Genomic DNA, 16595 nt, shown 5'->3' on the forward strand with positions numbered 1-16595 from the left:
GTGCGCTACAGGTTTTTGGGTTTTAATTATGCTCAGCTACTTAACTTAATTAAGACATAAAACCCAAGAGATGAGTGGCGGCGCAAAGCGCCGCCACTCATGGGGCTGCAAACTAGAGTGCGTAGGTCGCTCCGACTACCAATCCCACACCAATTACAAACCAAATGAGCGTGGTATAGTCGGCAAAAATCGAATTATTCCCCAACTGGATCAAGGCGATCGCTATGCCTGTAATACTAGCGATCGCGATCGGTAATAACCAATGCAAATAAGAGTTTTTTGATCGCTTAAGTGATTTTTTTAAGTTTTTAGAATAAGGATTCGGCAGATAAACTTGGGTTTGAGATAACCGCTTCTTGCCCATAGAGGGACTTTCCATAGTGCGGTAAGGCGTGGGGTTTAACCCTGCTTTTGCAGGTAACTGGCGAACTGCTCTCGCCTTGAGTTGCTTGCGATGCAGATATAACCTCTTCTCCAGATTTTTAAGACGAAACCAAAACAGTATTAACAGAGCGCTTGCAACTGCGCCCAAGGCGATCGCTACTTTTACTAAAATGAGCAGCAAATCTATGTCTTCTTGATTAGATAAAACAATTGCCATATATGCTGCAATTACAGCGCTGTGCACTGAGGTGAACCCCTAGATTTTCGGGGAAATCCTTTCTTAGCGATGGTTTCCCATAAAATCAAAAATTGGGGCGATCGCAATTTGTTATCAGCCAAATTGCGGGTTTACTGGCTCTTATTGTTTCATCAAGCTCGAAAATTCATGCACTAGAAATCATCTGCAAAAATGTCTGCAAAAACATGAAAATAGAAAACCTAAAATTAGAGAATGGCGGCGCAAAGCGCCGCCATTCTCTGATGAGTAATACCAATTCACTGAAGTAAGTCAACACTTCAGTGAATTAAAAAGCAATCCTAGTAATACCAATTTCCAAAATGGCAACGCCATTTTGGAAATTGGTATTACTAGGGTTTGGTTGAACTTTACGTTGGACTGCTGAGATAGGTTAGTTCGACATTTGGCGCAAGCGTAATCACATCACCATTACACAAATCGTAGGAAGAGGCAACCTTCATATGATGATTAATAATCACCCCATTGACACTCGGCTTACCAGAGAGATCCCCGTCAATAATTCGATACTGATATCGTCCCCCTTCCCCAGGAACCCTAAGCAACACAGCATGTTGACGGGACACAAATCGTGAATAAAGTTGGATATTATTATTCACATCCCGCCCAATCGTGTACTTTAAACCATCAAGTGCGAGTTTTCTACTACCTCTCGCATCTGTGATTAATAGCGTGTGACTAACGTGTGTTGCGCTCATTAGCTCACCCAAAAAAGAAGTAGATATCGCTGTACTAGCGAAAAGTATATGTTATTGGTAGGCATTTGATTTAATCTCACGCTACTTTAACCTACAAATAGGATAGGATTATAGTTTTTTTAGATCGAAATTTAGCCATATGCCCCTAGTTACGGTCGGCTGATATAAAAGTTAAATGAGATCTGGTATCTACCATCTAGGTGCTAAATACAAAATATGCACTTCGGGGGCAAAAGTGACAATATCACCATCTTGCAAAGTGTGAGAAGAAATTTTATGTAGTGCGTTAAGGATAATTCCATTCTTACTGCGTTTGCCCGATACACTACCATCGATAATTCGATAACTATCTGGACGATTACGGTGACGCACTTTCCTCAAGACGGCATGATACCTAGACACAAAGTCAGAGTCAAGACACACATGATTATCAGGTTCGCGACCAATTGTGTATTGATCTTCAACTAGGATCATTTTGCGAGTTCCGCAATTATCAGTTACCACTAGAGTGTGGTTACAGGAAATATTGACGCTGATTTCTGATTCTTCATGAATTGTACTTGACATAATTTTTACCATTGCTACTTATCTAAGTCAGCTTGAGCATCAATTCGCATCATCTACCTTAAATAGCACTAAATATTACTGTACTAATGGTTTGTGCGTTTAAGTAGTTCGGCATAATTAAAAAACAAAACCAGAAAGCATACCGCCCGCTGCGCGAGCGGTATGCTCTTCTAGGTTTTAAGTTTACTTATACCTAGCTACTTACCTTAATCTGGATCGATGGGTCGAGGGAAGCCTCTTAAGAATGAGCAGATAGCTCATTCTTAAGACCAAGTGGAGAGATGGTGTAGCTATTTCTTCACTTGAAACCCCTTACGAGGTTTAGTTTTTAATTCACAAAAATGTTGTCACACTTTCGTGAATTGGTATAAGAGAATGAGCTGTAGGAATGAGCAGCAACCGCTTACCTTGCTTGCTATACAATACTCATCTGAAGCACGCTACCTTGGAGAACTATTTTAGTGGACATTACCGAAATTGACCGCCAAACCCAGATTTTATCCCAGCGCCTGAGCATCGCTCAGGACTATCTTTGACGTACCTGCGATCGCGGCAAAAATCAGCGACCTCGAACAAACTGCCGCACAACCAGAATTTTGGGAAAATAGCGATCAAGCACAAAAAACAATGAGGGAGTTAGATGCCCTCAAGTCCTATCTTGAAAAATTCGCGAGCTGGCGACAAACCATTGAAAATCTAGAGGCGATCGCTGAATTACTTGCCCTTGAGGACGATCTAGCCCTAGCTAATGAAGCAAAACAAAGTCTCACTCAACTACTGCAAGAGATGGAGCGCTGGGATTTAGAGCAGTTACTCTCGGGGACATACGATAAATACGATGCAGTTTTAACAATTAATGCTGGTGCAGGGGGAACTGATTCTCAAGACTGGACAGAAATGCTTCTACGCATGTATACCCGCTTTTGTGAGTCCCAAGGTTACAAAGTGGAGATTTCCGAGATCTCCGAGGGAGAAGAAGCAGGCATCAAGTCAGTAACTTTGCTTGTCCACGGACGCTATGCCTATGGCTATCTCGCTCCTGAGAAAGGTACGCATCGCCTTGTCAGGATTTCACCATTTAATGCCAATGACAAGCGCCAAACTAGTTTTGCTGGTGTAGAAGTAATGCCATTACTGGAGGAGGATGTCGATCTCGATATCGATCCCAAGGAATTAGAAATTACCACAACGCGAGCAGGTGGCAAAGGTGGTCAAAATGTGAACAAGGTAGAAACAGCGGTACGAATCACCCATTTGCCGACGGGGATCTCAGTACGCTGTACGCAAGAGCGATCGCAATTGCAAAATAAGGAAAATGCCATGCGATTGCTTAAGGCGAAGTTGTTAATTATCGCCCAAGAGCAACGTGCTCAGAAAATTGCTGATATTCGTGGCGATATGGTAGAAGCGGCTTGGGGCAACCAAATTCGCAATTATGTGTTTCATCCTTACCAATTAGTCAAGGATTTACGCACGGGAGAAGAAACGACAAATATTCAAAATGTAATGGATGGCGATCTCGAACCATTCATTCAGTCATATTTGCGGCAACAAAATCAGCCCGTTTGAGTCAATATTTTTAAGGGTTAAATGTTTAATCGGATGGTTGCTTACTTTTAGTTTTAAATAAGTGGGCTTAATTAACTATAAAACCCTAAAACCTGCGGCGCACGCGCAGCGTGCGCCGCAGGTTTTAGATCTGGGTTTTAATTATGCTGAGGTACTTAGAGAAACATCAAAAGTAAGCTCCATCCTAAACAAAATTTGTACGTTACGTCCTTAGTATTTTTTGGCGATTGATTATGAATAGTAAACCTCAGAGACGATTGGTTGATTTATCAGTTGATTTAAGGGACTCTGGCTCCAGTCGGCTAAAATTAAGCCAGAGATTAAGCCAGAGATTAGGTCAAATTAGCCTCTTAGGGTTTTGTATTGCGGTCGGCGCGATCACCGAGCCAATTTTTGGTGATCGGCTTTTTGCCTCAGCTCAGACCTGTGTCAAGCCATCTTCTCTTCAGAATTTTCTGGCGAAAGTCACCATCGGTGACGATCATCTCACGCGCTATGCGGCAGCAGCAAATGCGATCGAAAACAAACGATTAGAAATTTTCCGAACGGCAAAAAGTAATGCTGACTGGGGTAATGTTGCTAATCTTGCGGAATCTCAACAAACTAAAGTCTGTGATCTGGCTAATCCTCCAGAATTTTTGCGATCGCTCTGCGCCGAGTTACGCAGCTATAGCGAAGAGGCAATTTGTCGTTATGGCTTTACCAATAAAGAATTTAACCAAATCACCCTCGAACAGATGCAAAATCCTAATCTCAGGAGCGTGATTCAAGACAAACAAGTGCAGCTACGTGGCAATAAATAACGGCGATCGTAGGATATACAGCGCTTTGCTCTCAAATCCAAACCAAGAAACTTTTTGAAATTGTTGCGAAGCAACAATTTCAAAAAGTTTCTTGTGGTTCTTGTGATCGAAAATTGCGGTAAAAACAGGTAAAAACAAAAGTAGAGTGGTGACGCTTCATGCCATCACTCTACTTTTGTTTTTATATTTTGTGGATAATTTGCTAAAACGGACAAAATCGTCTATAAGAAACAGGGTTAATTAAGGGCAAAACGATCCATCCTCGACAATAGTCATGATTATTTTTTCTTGTCCTATTGACAATGGTCACTTACAGTCTATAATCCCTCCATTGTTTAGTATGCCCAGTGCTACAAAAGCTACAAAACTCATAAAGACACGCTTATGTTCGGCTTAAAATTTGGCGGAAAGTCTAAAAAAGGTATCGGAATTGAAATTACTTCCGAGAAAGTAAACCTAGTTCAATTGCGCCGCAAGGGGCAGTCTTCTTACAAGCTAGTGACGTATGGTAGCGTCGAGCTTCCTGAAGGAACTGTTGAAGAGGGACGCATTCTCGATCCTGTAGCGCTGGGAGAAGTTATTCGCAGTTTGCTAGCAGACAAAAAAATAAAGGTTAAGAAAGTAGCGACAGCTCTACCTGGTCGTGAGACTGTGAGTCGCTTGATCCGTTTGCCTGCGGAAATTCCCGACCTCGAATTGCGCGAAATGGTTCTCAATCAAGAAGCTAGTCTATATTTGCCTTTTCCCCGTGAAGATGCGGATGTAGATTACCAAAAGCTTGGCACTTCTCTAGATGATGATGGCATTGAGCGTATTGAAATCTTGATGGTGGCAACTCCTAAAGAGGTAACAGATAGCTACATCCAAGCGTTAGAGATCGCCCAACTCCAAGTTGACATCGTAGAAGTTAGCAGTTTTGCTCTCATTCGTGCCATGCATAATGAGTTAGCAAGATTTAGTACCTTGGCGGAAGCTGTGGCGATCGTTGACATTGAGTATGAAGCAACCGAAATTACCGTAACCGTTGATGGAGTTCCTCAGTTTTCGCGCACCTTCCCCATTGGTACGGCGCAAATTCAGAATGCTCAGTTGCGTGCCATTAACCTTCCTCCTCGACGGACAACAGATATGGAGATGTTGAGTTCGACAGTTGTACCCGTGCAGTCTATGGATACGGCAAGTTTAGCTGGTGGTGGTAACACTCCTGGTGATGCTGCGATTATGCGGGTGATTGGCGATCTCTCCGACGAGCTAAGGCGATCCATCGATTTTTATACTAGTCAGTCTCCTGGCTCAGATGTCGTACAGTTATTAATCGCTGGTCCTGGCGCTTGTATTGGGCAGTTAAATGAGTTTTTTAGCCAAAGACTTGGTATTGCGGCTAGTGCTGTCGATCCACTTACTGCTGTAGGTGTAACTGTTGACAGCGATATACCCGTTCAGGAACGTATGGCGTTATCTGTCGCTCTAGGTCTAGGTTTGAGGGAGGTTTAAAATAATTGCTATGTATACACTTGATATTAATTTTCTAAGCGATCGCGTTGCTGAAGAAGCTCAAGCGGTGGAACGTACACCGATAGCTGATTCACAGTTTTTAATCTATGGCGGTGCAGTTGCGGCTGTTTCTCTTGCCATTGTAGGCGGTGCTTTTTTCGTTCTGAATAGTACCAATGAAGGGGTTCAACAGGAGCTTTCATCTTTAACTGCAAAAGAAACTGCCCTAAACAGCAAAATCGCTGCTCTGAAAACCCAAGAAGATCAATTAAAGGCAATTCAAGGCAGAACAGGCGAGCTTGTCAATCTATTTGTGGGAAATTTACCCGTCAGTGCTATTGCCGATGACATCAGAAAACGCACGCCAATTACGGTACAAGTAGATTCCATTACTCAAGCTTCAGCCGCCGCAACTCCTCAAGCTCCTGCATCAACAACAATTACTCTCAATGGGAAAGCAACTAGTTATAACGAGCTAAACGACTTTCTATTGTTACTCAAAGCCTCCCCCTTGCTAGACGATAAACAGACAAAACTTCTATCTTCAACCTTGCAGCAAGGAACTTCTGAGAAAAACTTTAACTTAGTCAATTTTCAGATTCAAACAGCAGTTACTAGCAAAAGCCCATCGGAAATATTGCCAACACTCCAAAAGGCAGGAGCTGATGGATTAATTACTAGGGTCAATCTATTAAAGCAACAGGGAGTAATCAAATAAAATGACAAATGTGGGATCCGCTTCAGGAATTGAAGGTGGTGCAGGTGGTCTTACTTTATTTGGGATCACTTTTACATCAAAGATTTTAGGGATATTGATGGGAGTTGGTGGGGTTGCCCTTGCCGCCTATGTCGCTACTAGCTACGTCATGCCTATCTGGGATCAGGTGCAATCTGCTCAGAAAAATATCGACACCAAAAAGGATGCAATTAAAGCCTTAGAAGGTCAGGTAGCTAGTAAGGGTAATATCGCTCAAAAAATTGAAGAAGCAAATCAACAAAACAAATTTGTACTGTCGCTTCTGCCTAATGTAGACAATATTGATACCTTAATTCGCGATATCCAAGAACAGATTCCTAAGACAATTGTGATCGCGTTACCCCCAAATTTTTCCTATGAATTAGCGGGAACGATGCGAACTTTTCAACCTTCAGCATCTGTTCCAGGTGCACAGTACGATTCTTATTCCTTTACGATTGGATTTGATGGCAAATTTGAAGATGTATTGAGTACCATTCAAAAAATTGAGCGCCTCAAACCATTACTAGTTATAAAAGACTTGAAATTGACCAAGAAAACTCTTCCAGCCGCAAACTTTAAATTCTCACGCCCGATCGCGGCTGGCAAAGAAAAAGAAATTCTAGATATCTTGCCTCCACTAATTGGTGCAGACTTCACCTTACAAGCCTTCGTTCCTAAAACGGAAGCCGAGCTAAAGGCTGCCGCCGCTGCTGCCGCCGCGACACCTCCAAAAAAATAACAATTTGCTGAGAATCAAAACCGATAAAGATCGCGATGATATTCCCAAAAATAGGGAATATCACCCAATAATCGCAATTCTTTAATATTTGTTGCACGGACTTATTATTTTTTTGATTCAAAATTGACTTGATATGGTATAATCTCGACCCATAATCGCGTCAATTCTGTCTTAGTTGTGTCATTCCTTTAGGGCATGTTCAATTTTTTACAGGTCTACTACTAAAGATTAAGCGTATTGAGTTCCGTAAGGAGCATGAGGAGTGTAATTATGAATGCGAAGTTGAATGCGAAGTTGAATGTGAAGCTGAATATGAAACTGAATGATAGGTTGAATGTGAAACTGAATAGAAAGTCTTTGGCTTGCTGGTTTCTAATTGCGGCAAGCTGCCCCCAAGTATTGTTGATCGCGCCGAGCCAATCTCAAACTACGCCCCAAAGCTCTATTTCAGCAAATTCAACCGATGTCACAGCGGTGGCTAGCCGTATCACCGATATCAATACCAATGTCTCAGGCGATCGCCTAGACCTCACGGTAAATTTTGCCAGTAGCGATCGCCCAAAGGTGACCTATACAAAGCAGGGGAAATCTTGGGTAGCTTTACTCAATGGGGCTCAACTGCAATTGGGTAACGGAAACGCTAGCTATGCTAAGACAAATCCCGCCCCAGGAATTGCCGCGATCGAGGCAACCCAGTACGCCGCTAACAAAGTACAAATACGGGTCACTGCCAACGATCCAGAAACTCTTAAGGAGCTAATCAAACGCCAAGATAATGGTGATAGTTTAGTATTTAGCCTAGAAATGCAACCTTCGGTAAATCAGGTTAGCTCGATCTCTGAGGCTAATTCTCCAGAATCTGGAGTCGTAAATTCGCAAACTACCACTGATTCTACCAAGGTGCTCACTGCTCAGAATTCATCTGCGAATTCCGCCTCTTTAGGAAAACCGTTATTTGAGCCGAAGATCACCGTTACCGATGCTGATGGGAAGACTCGCGTAGCCCAAAGCAATGCACCAAATTCAGCTCCTCCCCCTATCGCAAATCCAGTCACACCGCAATTGCAAGGTCGCGTTCCTGGTGTAGTTCCCCCCTTCCGTCAACTCAAGACCCCTCCTGTTGGAGATATTGCGACATCTTCCGCCAAACTTCGTCCTGATATCGTCGATCTTGGTACTGCCGAACGCGTACCGAGAATTACTTTGCGGGAAGCTCCTGCAATTGAAGTTTTGAATTTGATCGGTCGTGTTGCAGGTTTAAGCGTTGTATCTGCTGAAGCTGCTGCATCTACGACTGGTGCAACTGCCACAACTGCTTCCAGTGGTGGCGGACTCAAGCAACCCGTTAGCCTTTCCATTGAGAATGAAACGGCTCAAGATGTTTTCAATAATGTATTGAGGATTACAGGGCTAGATGCCAATCGCATTGGGAACACGATCTTTGTTGCTACCAAACTTCCGGTAACCCTCAAAAATCTAGTTACCAAAAACTATCGTCTCAATCAAATCACCGTTGGTGAAGCTTCTGCTTATTTAATTGGTTTAGGCGCTTCTCGGATCGTCAACCGCCAACGTCCAATCCCTGGGGCGCAAACAGCAACGGTGGGAACTGCTTCGGCGGCTACGGTAGTAAATATCCCTACTGAATCAATTCCAACCCTAGAGACAATTACAGTCCCTGCGGATTCTAGTACATCATCCCTTTTAAAGGGTTTGCAAGTTATAGCTGAAGAACGTGGTAACTCGCTAACTCTGATTGGAAGTCCCAAACAAATTGAATTTGCCGAAGCCCAGCTTGCTCGTTTGGATTTACGTAAACGCCAAGTTGCTGTTAACGTAAAGGTTGTCGAAGTAAATCTCGATAAGAATCAAACCATTGGTTCCTCTCTTTCCTTTAATGCAAGTAATACGGATGGAAGTGGTACGGGAACGGCAATTTCTTCTGCGGTTGGAGTGCTGGGATTAAATTTTAACGACACAACGGGTACTCCATCAATTCTTACATCGCCACAGCGACTATTTGGCTCTCTTAGCGCTCGTATAGTTAGTGGAAATGCTAAGGTTATTACTGACCCAACTCTAACTGTCCAAGAAGGAGAAACGGCAACGGTTGCACTCACCGAAGATGTGGTAACAGCCAATACTGTTACCATTACCACGATTACCTCTGGTACTACAACTCAAAACTTCCCAAGTCAAACCGTAACTACTACGCCAGTAGGATTGACTCTCAATCTTAATGTTTTGCGGGTTGACGACAATGGGTTTATTAACTTTGCCGTATCTCCTAGTGTCAGTGCCTTAGTTTCAACACAGCAATTGGGCACAGTATTGGGGATTCAAACTTCCCAAGGGTTAATCTCTAAACGGACACTTAATTCTGGACAAATTCGGGTTAGGGATGGTCAAACGCTCGTCCTATCGGGAATCATTCGAGATTCGGATCGTCAAACCTTTACTAAAGTGCCATTTTTAGGCGATCTGCCGATTATTGGCGCATTGTTCCGTCAAGAAAGTAATCAGAATGTTCGTAATGAAGTGATTATTATTGTAACGCCTCGTATCATTGACGATAGTCAAAATGCTAATTGGGGTTATACCTACCAACCAGGACCAGAAGTACAAAAGGTTATTGATAGCAATCTTCGTAAGAGTCAATAGGCTTTATCTATTTTCATAATTTATACTTCTTCCCAGCCTTGACAATTTGTGTCGAGGCTTTTTTATTGGAAACTTATGCTTTGGCTAAGTGGATTGCTATGATGGACTCCCATAAATCTCTCGATAGCCCGAAATCCCATGGCATTGAGATACATCTTCAGACAAGTCTGTTTGGTGGCTTCTGGATAAGACTTGGTTTGTTCACTAGGTTCTATAAATTAGCGCCCACATTCGACACAGATATGTTTTTGTTTTCCTTGCTTAATTCTATTCTTGCGTATGTGCTCCGACCCACACTTTGGACATTTCATCTCTTTTACGGCATCTCATACTTCATTATGCAACGCCCGATTATGAATTGCGATCGCATCTTCCCAAGTACTTCCCGATCTCAACCAATTAATCGGCAAGTCGCCATTACCCGAACCACGAAACCATGTCCGCTGGCGTTTTGCAAACTGACAAGTATGCGTCACTGTAAGTGATTTAGCAGTTTCCAGATCAATTTTATTGGCTAAATAATCTGACATTTCCGCATAGCCCAGAGTTTTTAAAAGCGGTAAATCTTCTCCATAGCACCTTTGTACATGACAAATCTCATCGAGCCATCCCCGATCTAGCATTTGCTCCGTGCGATCGCTTACTAGCCTGCGATAAGCCTCCAGATCTACACATTCCAATCCAATTTGCACAATCGGATAATTAGGCAGTTGCTCACCCTGTTGCTCTGATAAAGGTTTGCCTGTTACGTAAAAAACCTCTAGCGATCGCAAAGTTCTGACTTGATCGTGAGCATGAATTTTGTTAGCCCCCACAGGATCGATCTGTTGCAAAACCTGATAGCAATAGTGCTGTCCTAATTGTTCAAATTGCGATCGCAGATCAGGTTGCGGCGGCACATGGGGGATTTTTAGCCCTGCGGTAATTGCCTTGATATATAACCCTGAACCACCAACTAAGATTGGGGTAACACCTTCAGCATGAAATTTAGCAATTAAAGTTTGTGCTTGATCTTGATAATCAGCAAGGGTCAGAGTTTGATCAGGATTAATAATATCAATCAAATAATGGGGAACACCTTGACGTTCCTCCATTGTCGGCTTGGCAGTGCCAATATCTAGATCACGATAAACTTGGCGGGAATCAGCGCTCAGAATGGGAGCATTTAGATGCTTTGCCAAAGCGATCGCCAAACTAGTTTTACCCGTAGCCGTAGCCCCCAAAATAACGATTAACCCCGCACGATCCATGATTTTAGTTCTTTGAATTAAAAAACAAACCCCGTAAGGTTTTGGGCAGGACATAAAACCGAATAGAGAGTTGCGGCGCTTCGCGCCGCAACTCTCTATGGGGTTTGATTTAGAATTACCACGATAATTAAAATGCCAAATTAACAAACATTTCTAAGGAAGAATCTTTTATTATTGGTAATATATTGCAATAAGTCTACAAAATATATAGCGAATTTCTCGATTGATTCATATTAACAAGCGCTATGAGTCCTTAAAGTAGCAAATAAACTACTAGAAAATACTACTAATTGGTGTACTTGGCTTAATTGGCTCTAAGTATAAATAACTGTGACCTTGGAAATACAATGCAAAAATAATAACTTGAGGTAATAACTTGAGGTAATAACTTGAGGTAATAACTTGAGGTAATAACTTGAGCTCACAATTTGAGGGTTTTATTCCTAAATTATAGTTATGTTAAAATCTGTCAGAAATTTGCAAAAAATTGCTTTTTTGCGTTACATTAATAAATGGGGAGTACGAAATAACTATTGTTTCTAAAAAGCAAAACGTTAAGAAAACAAAAAGCTGGTAAGGAAATATAGCAAAATCATAAGGAGTAAGCTATGTCTCTCAGTTCTCAGGCTTTCATGCAAACTATGGAGGCGCGTATATCTTTCTCTGATGCGGATAAAGCTTTACTCAAAGCGAATGCTGCATGGGGAAATTCGATCGCTTTACAGATGGCAGAAGTCTTTTATGCCTACCTAGCTAGCGATCCCGAAATGAATCAGATTCTGAATGCCAAAGAAGGTAGGATGCATCGATTGAATGAAACTTTCGTTGAATGGTTTGGAGAAATGTTTACAGGTATGGACGATTGGGGGATCGCCTATGCTGAGAGACGTTGGCGGATCGGACTGGTTCACGTTCAGATTGGAATCGGTCCTCAGCACGTCGTTCCTGCCATGGCAACGGTGGTTCATGAAGTAGGCAAGCAACTCAAATCAGCAGGGCTTTCTGAAGATCTTCGTGATGCTTTGGGAAGAATTTGTATGATCGATCTTGCCTTTATCGAGCAAGCCTATGTTGAAGTCTCATCACAAGCGGTCATGCGTGAAACTGGATGGACGGAAAGTCTATTTAAACGTATGATCACTACGGGTGCGGCAAGAATGCAGTAGAAGCGAAATTCTGTTTGTTTTATCTGTTTGTTTTAGTGTAATAAATTTTGAGGCTTTATATGCGTCCAGAACTTGGAGATTTCAGCAGTATTGTTTGTTTTAAAGCGCTTGTCACTGGGGCTGAGGAAGCTCTTGGTGAAAAAGCAGCCATGATTACTCTCATCGCCGCAGGTCGTAATCGCGGTAAGCAAATTGCCAAACAGCTTGGACTGTCGGAGAATGAAACTTCTCTTGAAGGTATTGTTCCCCTCCTCCAGAAAGCATTGGGTAAAGACGGAACGAGGCTTTGCATTGTCGATAAGATCGAACAAGCTGGGGAAACAATCACAGTATATTGTCGCGAAACAATTTGTTCTGCGGGCGAACCAGAAGGCTCTCCTCGCAAGCTGACTTTCACCTTGGGAGCTATTCAAGGGGTGCTCGAACATGTCACGTCCAAGCGTCTGCGTGGCAAGCAAACAGAATCAGTTTTACGGGGTGGTTCCCACGATGTCATTGAGTTTGAAGTGATTGGATAACCATCTCTTCTAAACCCGTAATCCCCATTAAACCTACCAAAAGTTCAAGCAAAAGTTCAAGTTAAGGATAAAAGAATGAGCATTAATGTCGCGAAATTGGAAAGTATTTTGCAAAACTTGGTCACTAGTACCAGTGATGTACAGGGAGCTGCGTTGGTGTCTCCTGATGGTTTACCTCTAGCCTCAACATTGCCTAGTGGCATGGATGAAGAAAGGGTTTCCGCAATGTCAGCCGCAATGCTCTCCTTGGGGGAACGCATCGGCAGCGAACTCGCTAGGGGTGGCATCGATCGCCTATATGTTGAAGGCGAGAAAGGATACGGGATTTTGACCAGTTGTGGAGATGAAGCCGTATTGCTGGTATTAGCAAGCAAAGCGGCGAAGCAGGGATTGTTAATGCTAGAAATTAAGCGGGTGACCACGGAACTCAAAGCAGCTTTAGCCTAGTTAGGTGCTCAAGTTCATTTTTTGCGGAGGCTCATTAAGTAGCTGGGCATAATTAAAACCCACAACCAGAGAGCGTACCGCCCGCTACGCGGGCGGTACGCTCCTCTAGGTTTTAAGTTTACTTCTTAGCTACTTACAAGCTCCGCAAAAAATGTATTGATTTAGATCACTATAGGCAAAGAATAAAAAAAATTATGGAAATCATGCGCTTGGTTGTTGCTGGAACTGTGGGAGCAGGGAAGTCAACCTTTATTCGCACAGTTAGTGAAATTGATGTTGTAGATACCGATCGCCGAGCCACGGACGAGACTGCCGAAATAAAACATAGAACCACTGTCGCGATGGACTTTGGTCGATTAACTTTTGGTTCTGACATGGCTTTACATATTTATGGAACACCAGGACAGCAGCGCTTTGACTTTATGTGGGATATTCTCATTAAAAAAGCCCATGCCTTTATCCTCCTCGTCGCAGCCCATCGTCCGCAAGAGTTTCGCTATGCGAGGCGTATTCTCAGCTATATGAATCGTCGGGTGCAAATCCCTTACATTATCGGTATTACCCATATGGATTGTGAAGGAGCTTGGTCAAGTGAGAATATTAAATTGGCACTGGGATTTGTCGAAGAGATATCTCAGCCCCCTGTAGTTGTTTTGCACGCAGAAGAACGCGATACCGTCGTTCAAGCGATCGTAGCTCTCGTGCAATACTATATTCAAAGTACCACCGCTTGATCTGGGTTGCCTCAGTTGTTAAAGAAGTTAAAGAAGTTAAAGAATAAGTCTATTCATCGTCAAGGATTCAAGCATATACTTTCTGGTTTATAGTTATGGCAATTACAGGCTCTTTATCCGAATTTTCTCTTCCTGAGATATTTCAGTTCTTAGATCAGGGGCAAAAAACGGGAATCCTCACCATTCGCGATCCCCAAAATACCCAGACAGGTAAACCCTTTTTACGGCATATCTGGTTGCAAAATGGAAGGGTCGTCGCAGCGGGCGATCGCTTAGACAATCGAGGACTAGTTAGATTAATTGAGCAAAGAGGTTGGCTAAACCCTTCTCAAAAAGATGATTTAGAGCGTCTTCTCGAAGAAAATGTACTGCTTGGACTAAATCTCAAATCCTTAGGTATATTGCAGCCAGATCAGTTGAAGCTATTATTTAGCGTACAGGTGCTTCGGCAGGTATGCGCTCTATTTCAGGTCGAGTCTGGACAGTTTCGCTTTGATGCGAATGTGAGTTTACCCAAGGCAGAAATGACGGGCTTGAGTCTCCCTGCGACCGAGACGACCTTGATGGGATTGCGCAGTCTTAAGGATTGGCGAATATTACAAAGTAAGTTGCCCGAACCAAATTCGACCTTATTTAATATCGTCCCTGCGGGGCGATCTCAACTGCGGTTAGATGTTAATGAGACTCAATTATGGTCTCTGGCTGACGGTTCCAATAATTTAAGAGGCATTGCCCAACGTCTCAATTTACCGCTTGCCAAAGTCCAACAGATTGCTTTTCGGCTAATTGTTGTCGGCTTAGTAGAAGAAGTGCCCGATATTGATATGGGAATAAATGATATAGATGATACAGATTTGCTGGCTAATGATCCCAATAGTAAAGCCAATAATATTCCCGATCGCCCACCCATTAGTAATAGCTTCTTACAGAGCTTAGTCGGCTTTTTACAGCATAAAACCTAGAAATTACGATTTAGAAATCACGGTTTAGAAATCACGGTTTAGAAATCACGGTTTAGAAATCACGGTAAATATTGATATTTATGAAAGCCATCTCTATTTTAGGAACATCATCTAATGCTGGTAAAAGCTGGATGGTGACAGCATTGGGAGCATGGCTGAGGCGCAATGGAGTAAGAGTTGCTCCCTTTAAAGCGCAAAATATGTCTAATAACTCCTATGTGACTCTAGAAGGGGGGGAGATTGGGAGAGCGCAGGCAGTGCAGGCGATCGCCTGTGGGATGCGTCCCATCGCGGAGATGAATCCCATTCTTCTCAAACCTTCAGGGAATGGAACTTCGCAACTGGTTTTATTAGGGAAAGCAAAGCAACATATTGCCGCTATCGATTATTATCAGCATATCGAGACTCTATGGGAAATCGTTCAGGACACCCTTGAGTTTTGGCGCGATCGCTGTGATGTTTTGCTGTTAGAAGGGGCGGGAAGCCCTGTTGAGTTAAATCTCATGCATCGCGATCTGGTGAACTTGCGTCCAATAATTCATTTGCAGGGACGGTGGATTCTGGTTGGTGATATTGAGAAAGGAGGTGTGTTTGCCCAGATTATCGGCACGCATCAACTTCTATCAGAAACTGTCAAAGCTATGGGGCTGGGTTTTGTTGTCAATAAATTTCGTGGCGATTTGCGATTGTTTAATGATGCGGATCATCACTTTCGCCAGCATATGCCCCATCTGCCCTATCTAGGGGTTTTGCCCTATGCCTCAGATTTGCAACCTGAGAGCGAGGATAGCCTATGCCATGAAGCCGAAACTAGTGGTAGCGGCGCGAAGATCGCATGGATCAGATTTCCCCACTTATCGAACTCGCAGGATAGTCAACCTTGGCAGTTAGATGCGGGGATTGAAACTCTATGGGTGCAGAGCGCTGCCGAACTAGATCGCGCCAGAATTATCATTCTGCCAGGGAGCAAAAATACCCTCAGCGATCTGCAATGGCTGCGGACTACGGGCTTGGCGGATGCAATTCTGTTGGCGCATCGCCGAGGTATTCCGATCGTGGGCATTTGCGGGGGCTACCAGATGTTGGGTAAATATCTGAGCGATCGCGAAGGCGTTGCGGGTAAAGCGGGAGATGTTGAGGGCTTAGGGCTATTACCGATTAACACGGAATTTACGGCGACCAAACAGGTACGCCAAGTACAGGCGATCTGGCAATCAGAACAAGCGATCGACCAATGGATGACCTACGAAATTCATATGGGAAATACTAAGTCAATCGAGAGCGATAAATCTTGGCTACTGCCGCCTTTGTTGACGATTCAGTGCGATCGCGAATATCGTGATGAGGGAACCAAGGGGGATCTGGTATGGGGTAGTTATTTACATGGTTTGTTTGAATCGGCGGCAGTACGGCAGTCTCTCACAAGATTGGCAAATATTTCTGAACATCAGCCCGCTTTAATATCTTGGCAAGATCGCCAGCATCAGCTTTATAACGAGATGGCGGACTTACTAGAAGCCCATTTAAACCTTGACGAGATTCGTAATTATCTAGATAAGTAGCTGGGCAGATTAAAAAACGGTGGCGCGTGCGCCACCCTCTATCCCC

General features: G+C 43.3%; 17 protein-coding genes. 12 read left to right on the forward strand and 5 right to left on the reverse strand.

Annotated elements, in window-relative coordinates; all coding sequences use genetic code 11:
* Positions 1-112 precede the first annotated feature (112 nt).
* The 3 genes from PSE7429_RS06320 to PSE7429_RS06330 all read right to left on the reverse strand — a co-directional run bounded on the left by PSE7429_RS06320 (position 113) and on the right by PSE7429_RS06330 (position 1905).
* Positions 113-601 (reverse strand): hypothetical protein, encoded by a 489-nt coding sequence (locus tag PSE7429_RS06320; protein ID WP_009626271.1) that lies wholly within the window; start codon positions 599-601, stop codon positions 113-115.
* A gap of 389 nt (positions 602-990) precedes the next feature.
* Positions 991-1338: an FHA domain-containing protein gene (locus tag PSE7429_RS06325; RefSeq protein ID WP_009626272.1), complete on the reverse strand. Its 348-nt coding sequence runs from the start codon at positions 1336-1338 to the stop codon at positions 991-993.
* Positions 1339-1527: 189 nt separating this feature from the next.
* Positions 1528-1905: an FHA domain-containing protein gene (locus PSE7429_RS06330; protein ID WP_052017658.1), complete on the reverse strand. Its 378-nt coding sequence runs from the start codon at positions 1903-1905 to the stop codon at positions 1528-1530.
* Positions 1906-2366: 461 nt separating this feature from the next.
* On the opposite strand from PSE7429_RS06330, the gene prfB reads away from it, so the two are divergent.
* The 6 genes from prfB (at position 2367) to PSE7429_RS06360 (ending at position 9910) form a co-directional block, all read left to right on the forward strand.
* A protein-coding gene (gene prfB / locus PSE7429_RS06335) for a peptide chain release factor 2 (RefSeq protein ID WP_009626274.1) occupies positions 2367-3474 on the forward strand; the annotation gives its coding sequence in 2 pieces (ribosomal slippage) (positions 2367-2438 and positions 2440-3474; 1107 coding nt in all).
* Between the two features lie 233 nt (positions 3475-3707).
* Positions 3708-4277, forward strand: coding sequence for a DUF4168 domain-containing protein (locus PSE7429_RS23395; RefSeq protein ID WP_009626275.1), 570 nt, complete (start codon positions 3708-3710; stop codon positions 4275-4277).
* Positions 4278-4661: 384 nt separating this feature from the next.
* The gene (pilM, locus tag PSE7429_RS06345) at positions 4662-5771 is read left to right on the forward strand and encodes a type IV pilus biogenesis protein PilM (RefSeq protein WP_009626276.1); all 1110 of its coding nucleotides are present in this window, start codon (positions 4662-4664) and stop codon (positions 5769-5771) included.
* 10 nt (positions 5772-5781) lie between these two features.
* A complete protein-coding gene (locus PSE7429_RS06350) occupies positions 5782-6489 on the forward strand; it encodes a PilN domain-containing protein (protein ID WP_009626277.1) in 708 nt (235 codons plus the stop codon).
* Between the two features lies 1 nt (position 6490).
* Positions 6491-7249, forward strand: a complete 759-nt coding sequence (locus PSE7429_RS06355; RefSeq protein WP_009626278.1) for a hypothetical protein — start codon at positions 6491-6493, stop codon at positions 7247-7249.
* Between the two features lie 270 nt (positions 7250-7519).
* A complete protein-coding gene (locus PSE7429_RS06360; RefSeq protein ID WP_009626279.1) occupies positions 7520-9910 on the forward strand; it encodes a secretin N-terminal domain-containing protein in 2391 nt (796 codons plus the stop codon).
* A 218-nt stretch (positions 9911-10128) separates the two neighbouring features.
* Here the strand turns inward: PSE7429_RS06360 and PSE7429_RS28145 are convergent, their stop codons facing one another.
* Together PSE7429_RS28145 and miaA are read right to left on the reverse strand one after the other, a co-directional pair.
* Positions 10129-10221 (reverse strand): transposase-like zinc-binding domain-containing protein, encoded by a 93-nt coding sequence (locus PSE7429_RS28145; RefSeq protein ID WP_422394338.1) that lies wholly within the window; start codon positions 10219-10221, stop codon positions 10129-10131.
* 15 nt (positions 10222-10236) lie between these two features.
* Entirely contained in the window at positions 10237-11160 is a 924-nt protein-coding gene (gene miaA / locus PSE7429_RS06365; RefSeq protein ID WP_009626280.1) for a tRNA (adenosine(37)-N6)-dimethylallyltransferase MiaA, read from the reverse strand.
* 608 nt (positions 11161-11768) lie between these two features.
* On the opposite strand from miaA, the gene PSE7429_RS06370 reads away from it, so the two are divergent.
* The 6 genes from PSE7429_RS06370 to PSE7429_RS06395 all read left to right on the forward strand — a co-directional run bounded on the left by PSE7429_RS06370 (position 11769) and on the right by PSE7429_RS06395 (position 16549).
* Positions 11769-12326, forward strand: coding sequence for a protoglobin domain-containing protein (locus PSE7429_RS06370; protein WP_009626281.1), 558 nt, complete (start codon positions 11769-11771; stop codon positions 12324-12326).
* A gap of 59 nt (positions 12327-12385) precedes the next feature.
* Positions 12386-12844, forward strand: a complete 459-nt coding sequence (locus PSE7429_RS06375; protein ID WP_009626282.1) for a hypothetical protein — start codon at positions 12386-12388, stop codon at positions 12842-12844.
* 75 nt (positions 12845-12919) lie between these two features.
* Positions 12920-13291 carry a roadblock/LC7 domain-containing protein gene (locus PSE7429_RS06380; protein WP_009626283.1) on the forward strand — a complete coding sequence of 124 codons (372 nt, stop codon included), beginning with the start codon at positions 12920-12922 and terminating at the stop codon, positions 13289-13291.
* A 194-nt stretch (positions 13292-13485) separates the two neighbouring features.
* Positions 13486-14025 carry a GTP-binding protein gene (locus PSE7429_RS06385; RefSeq protein WP_009626284.1) on the forward strand — a complete coding sequence of 180 codons (540 nt, stop codon included), beginning with the start codon at positions 13486-13488 and terminating at the stop codon, positions 14023-14025.
* A gap of 95 nt (positions 14026-14120) precedes the next feature.
* On the forward strand, positions 14121-14987 hold the full coding sequence (locus PSE7429_RS06390; RefSeq protein WP_009626285.1) for a DUF4388 domain-containing protein: 867 nt from the start codon (positions 14121-14123) through the stop codon (positions 14985-14987).
* 80 nt (positions 14988-15067) lie between these two features.
* Positions 15068-16549 carry a cobyric acid synthase gene (locus tag PSE7429_RS06395; RefSeq protein ID WP_009626286.1) on the forward strand — a complete coding sequence of 494 codons (1482 nt, stop codon included), beginning with the start codon at positions 15068-15070 and terminating at the stop codon, positions 16547-16549.
* Positions 16550-16595: the final 46 nt, after the last annotated feature.

Origin of the sequence: Pseudanabaena biceps PCC 7429, from assembly GCF_000332215.1 — a bacterium.
GTDB lineage: Bacteria > Cyanobacteriota > Cyanobacteriia > Pseudanabaenales > Pseudanabaenaceae > Pseudanabaena > Pseudanabaena biceps.

Coding starts and splice junctions, on each gene's coding strand:
- PSE7429_RS06355 (WP_009626278.1), top strand. CDS start 6,491: ATGACAAATGTGGGATCCGCTTCAGGAATTGAAGGTGGTGCAGGTGGT.
- PSE7429_RS06360 (WP_009626279.1), top strand. CDS start 7,520: ATGAATGCGAAGTTGAATGCGAAGTTGAATGTGAAGCTGAATATGAAA.
- PSE7429_RS06375 (WP_009626282.1), top strand. CDS start 12,386: ATGCGTCCAGAACTTGGAGATTTCAGCAGTATTGTTTGTTTTAAAGCG.
- PSE7429_RS06390 (WP_009626285.1), top strand. CDS start 14,121: ATGGCAATTACAGGCTCTTTATCCGAATTTTCTCTTCCTGAGATATTT.
- pilM (WP_009626276.1), top strand. CDS start 4,662: ATGTTCGGCTTAAAATTTGGCGGAAAGTCTAAAAAAGGTATCGGAATT.
- PSE7429_RS28145 (WP_422394338.1), bottom strand. CDS start 10,221: ATGAAATGTCCAAAGTGTGGGTCGGAGCACATACGCAAGAATAGAATT.
- miaA (WP_009626280.1), bottom strand. CDS start 11,160: ATGGATCGTGCGGGGTTAATCGTTATTTTGGGGGCTACGGCTACGGGT.
- PSE7429_RS06370 (WP_009626281.1), top strand. CDS start 11,769: ATGTCTCTCAGTTCTCAGGCTTTCATGCAAACTATGGAGGCGCGTATA.
- PSE7429_RS06320 (WP_009626271.1), bottom strand. CDS start 601: ATGGCAATTGTTTTATCTAATCAAGAAGACATAGATTTGCTGCTCATT.
- PSE7429_RS06330 (WP_052017658.1), bottom strand. CDS start 1,905: ATGTCAAGTACAATTCATGAAGAATCAGAAATCAGCGTCAATATTTCC.
- PSE7429_RS06350 (WP_009626277.1), top strand. CDS start 5,782: ATGTATACACTTGATATTAATTTTCTAAGCGATCGCGTTGCTGAAGAA.
- PSE7429_RS06385 (WP_009626284.1), top strand. CDS start 13,486: ATGGAAATCATGCGCTTGGTTGTTGCTGGAACTGTGGGAGCAGGGAAG.
- PSE7429_RS23395 (WP_009626275.1), top strand. CDS start 3,708: ATGAATAGTAAACCTCAGAGACGATTGGTTGATTTATCAGTTGATTTA.
- PSE7429_RS06395 (WP_009626286.1), top strand. CDS start 15,068: ATGAAAGCCATCTCTATTTTAGGAACATCATCTAATGCTGGTAAAAGC.
- PSE7429_RS06380 (WP_009626283.1), top strand. CDS start 12,920: ATGAGCATTAATGTCGCGAAATTGGAAAGTATTTTGCAAAACTTGGTC.
- PSE7429_RS06325 (WP_009626272.1), bottom strand. CDS start 1,338: ATGAGCGCAACACACGTTAGTCACACGCTATTAATCACAGATGCGAGA.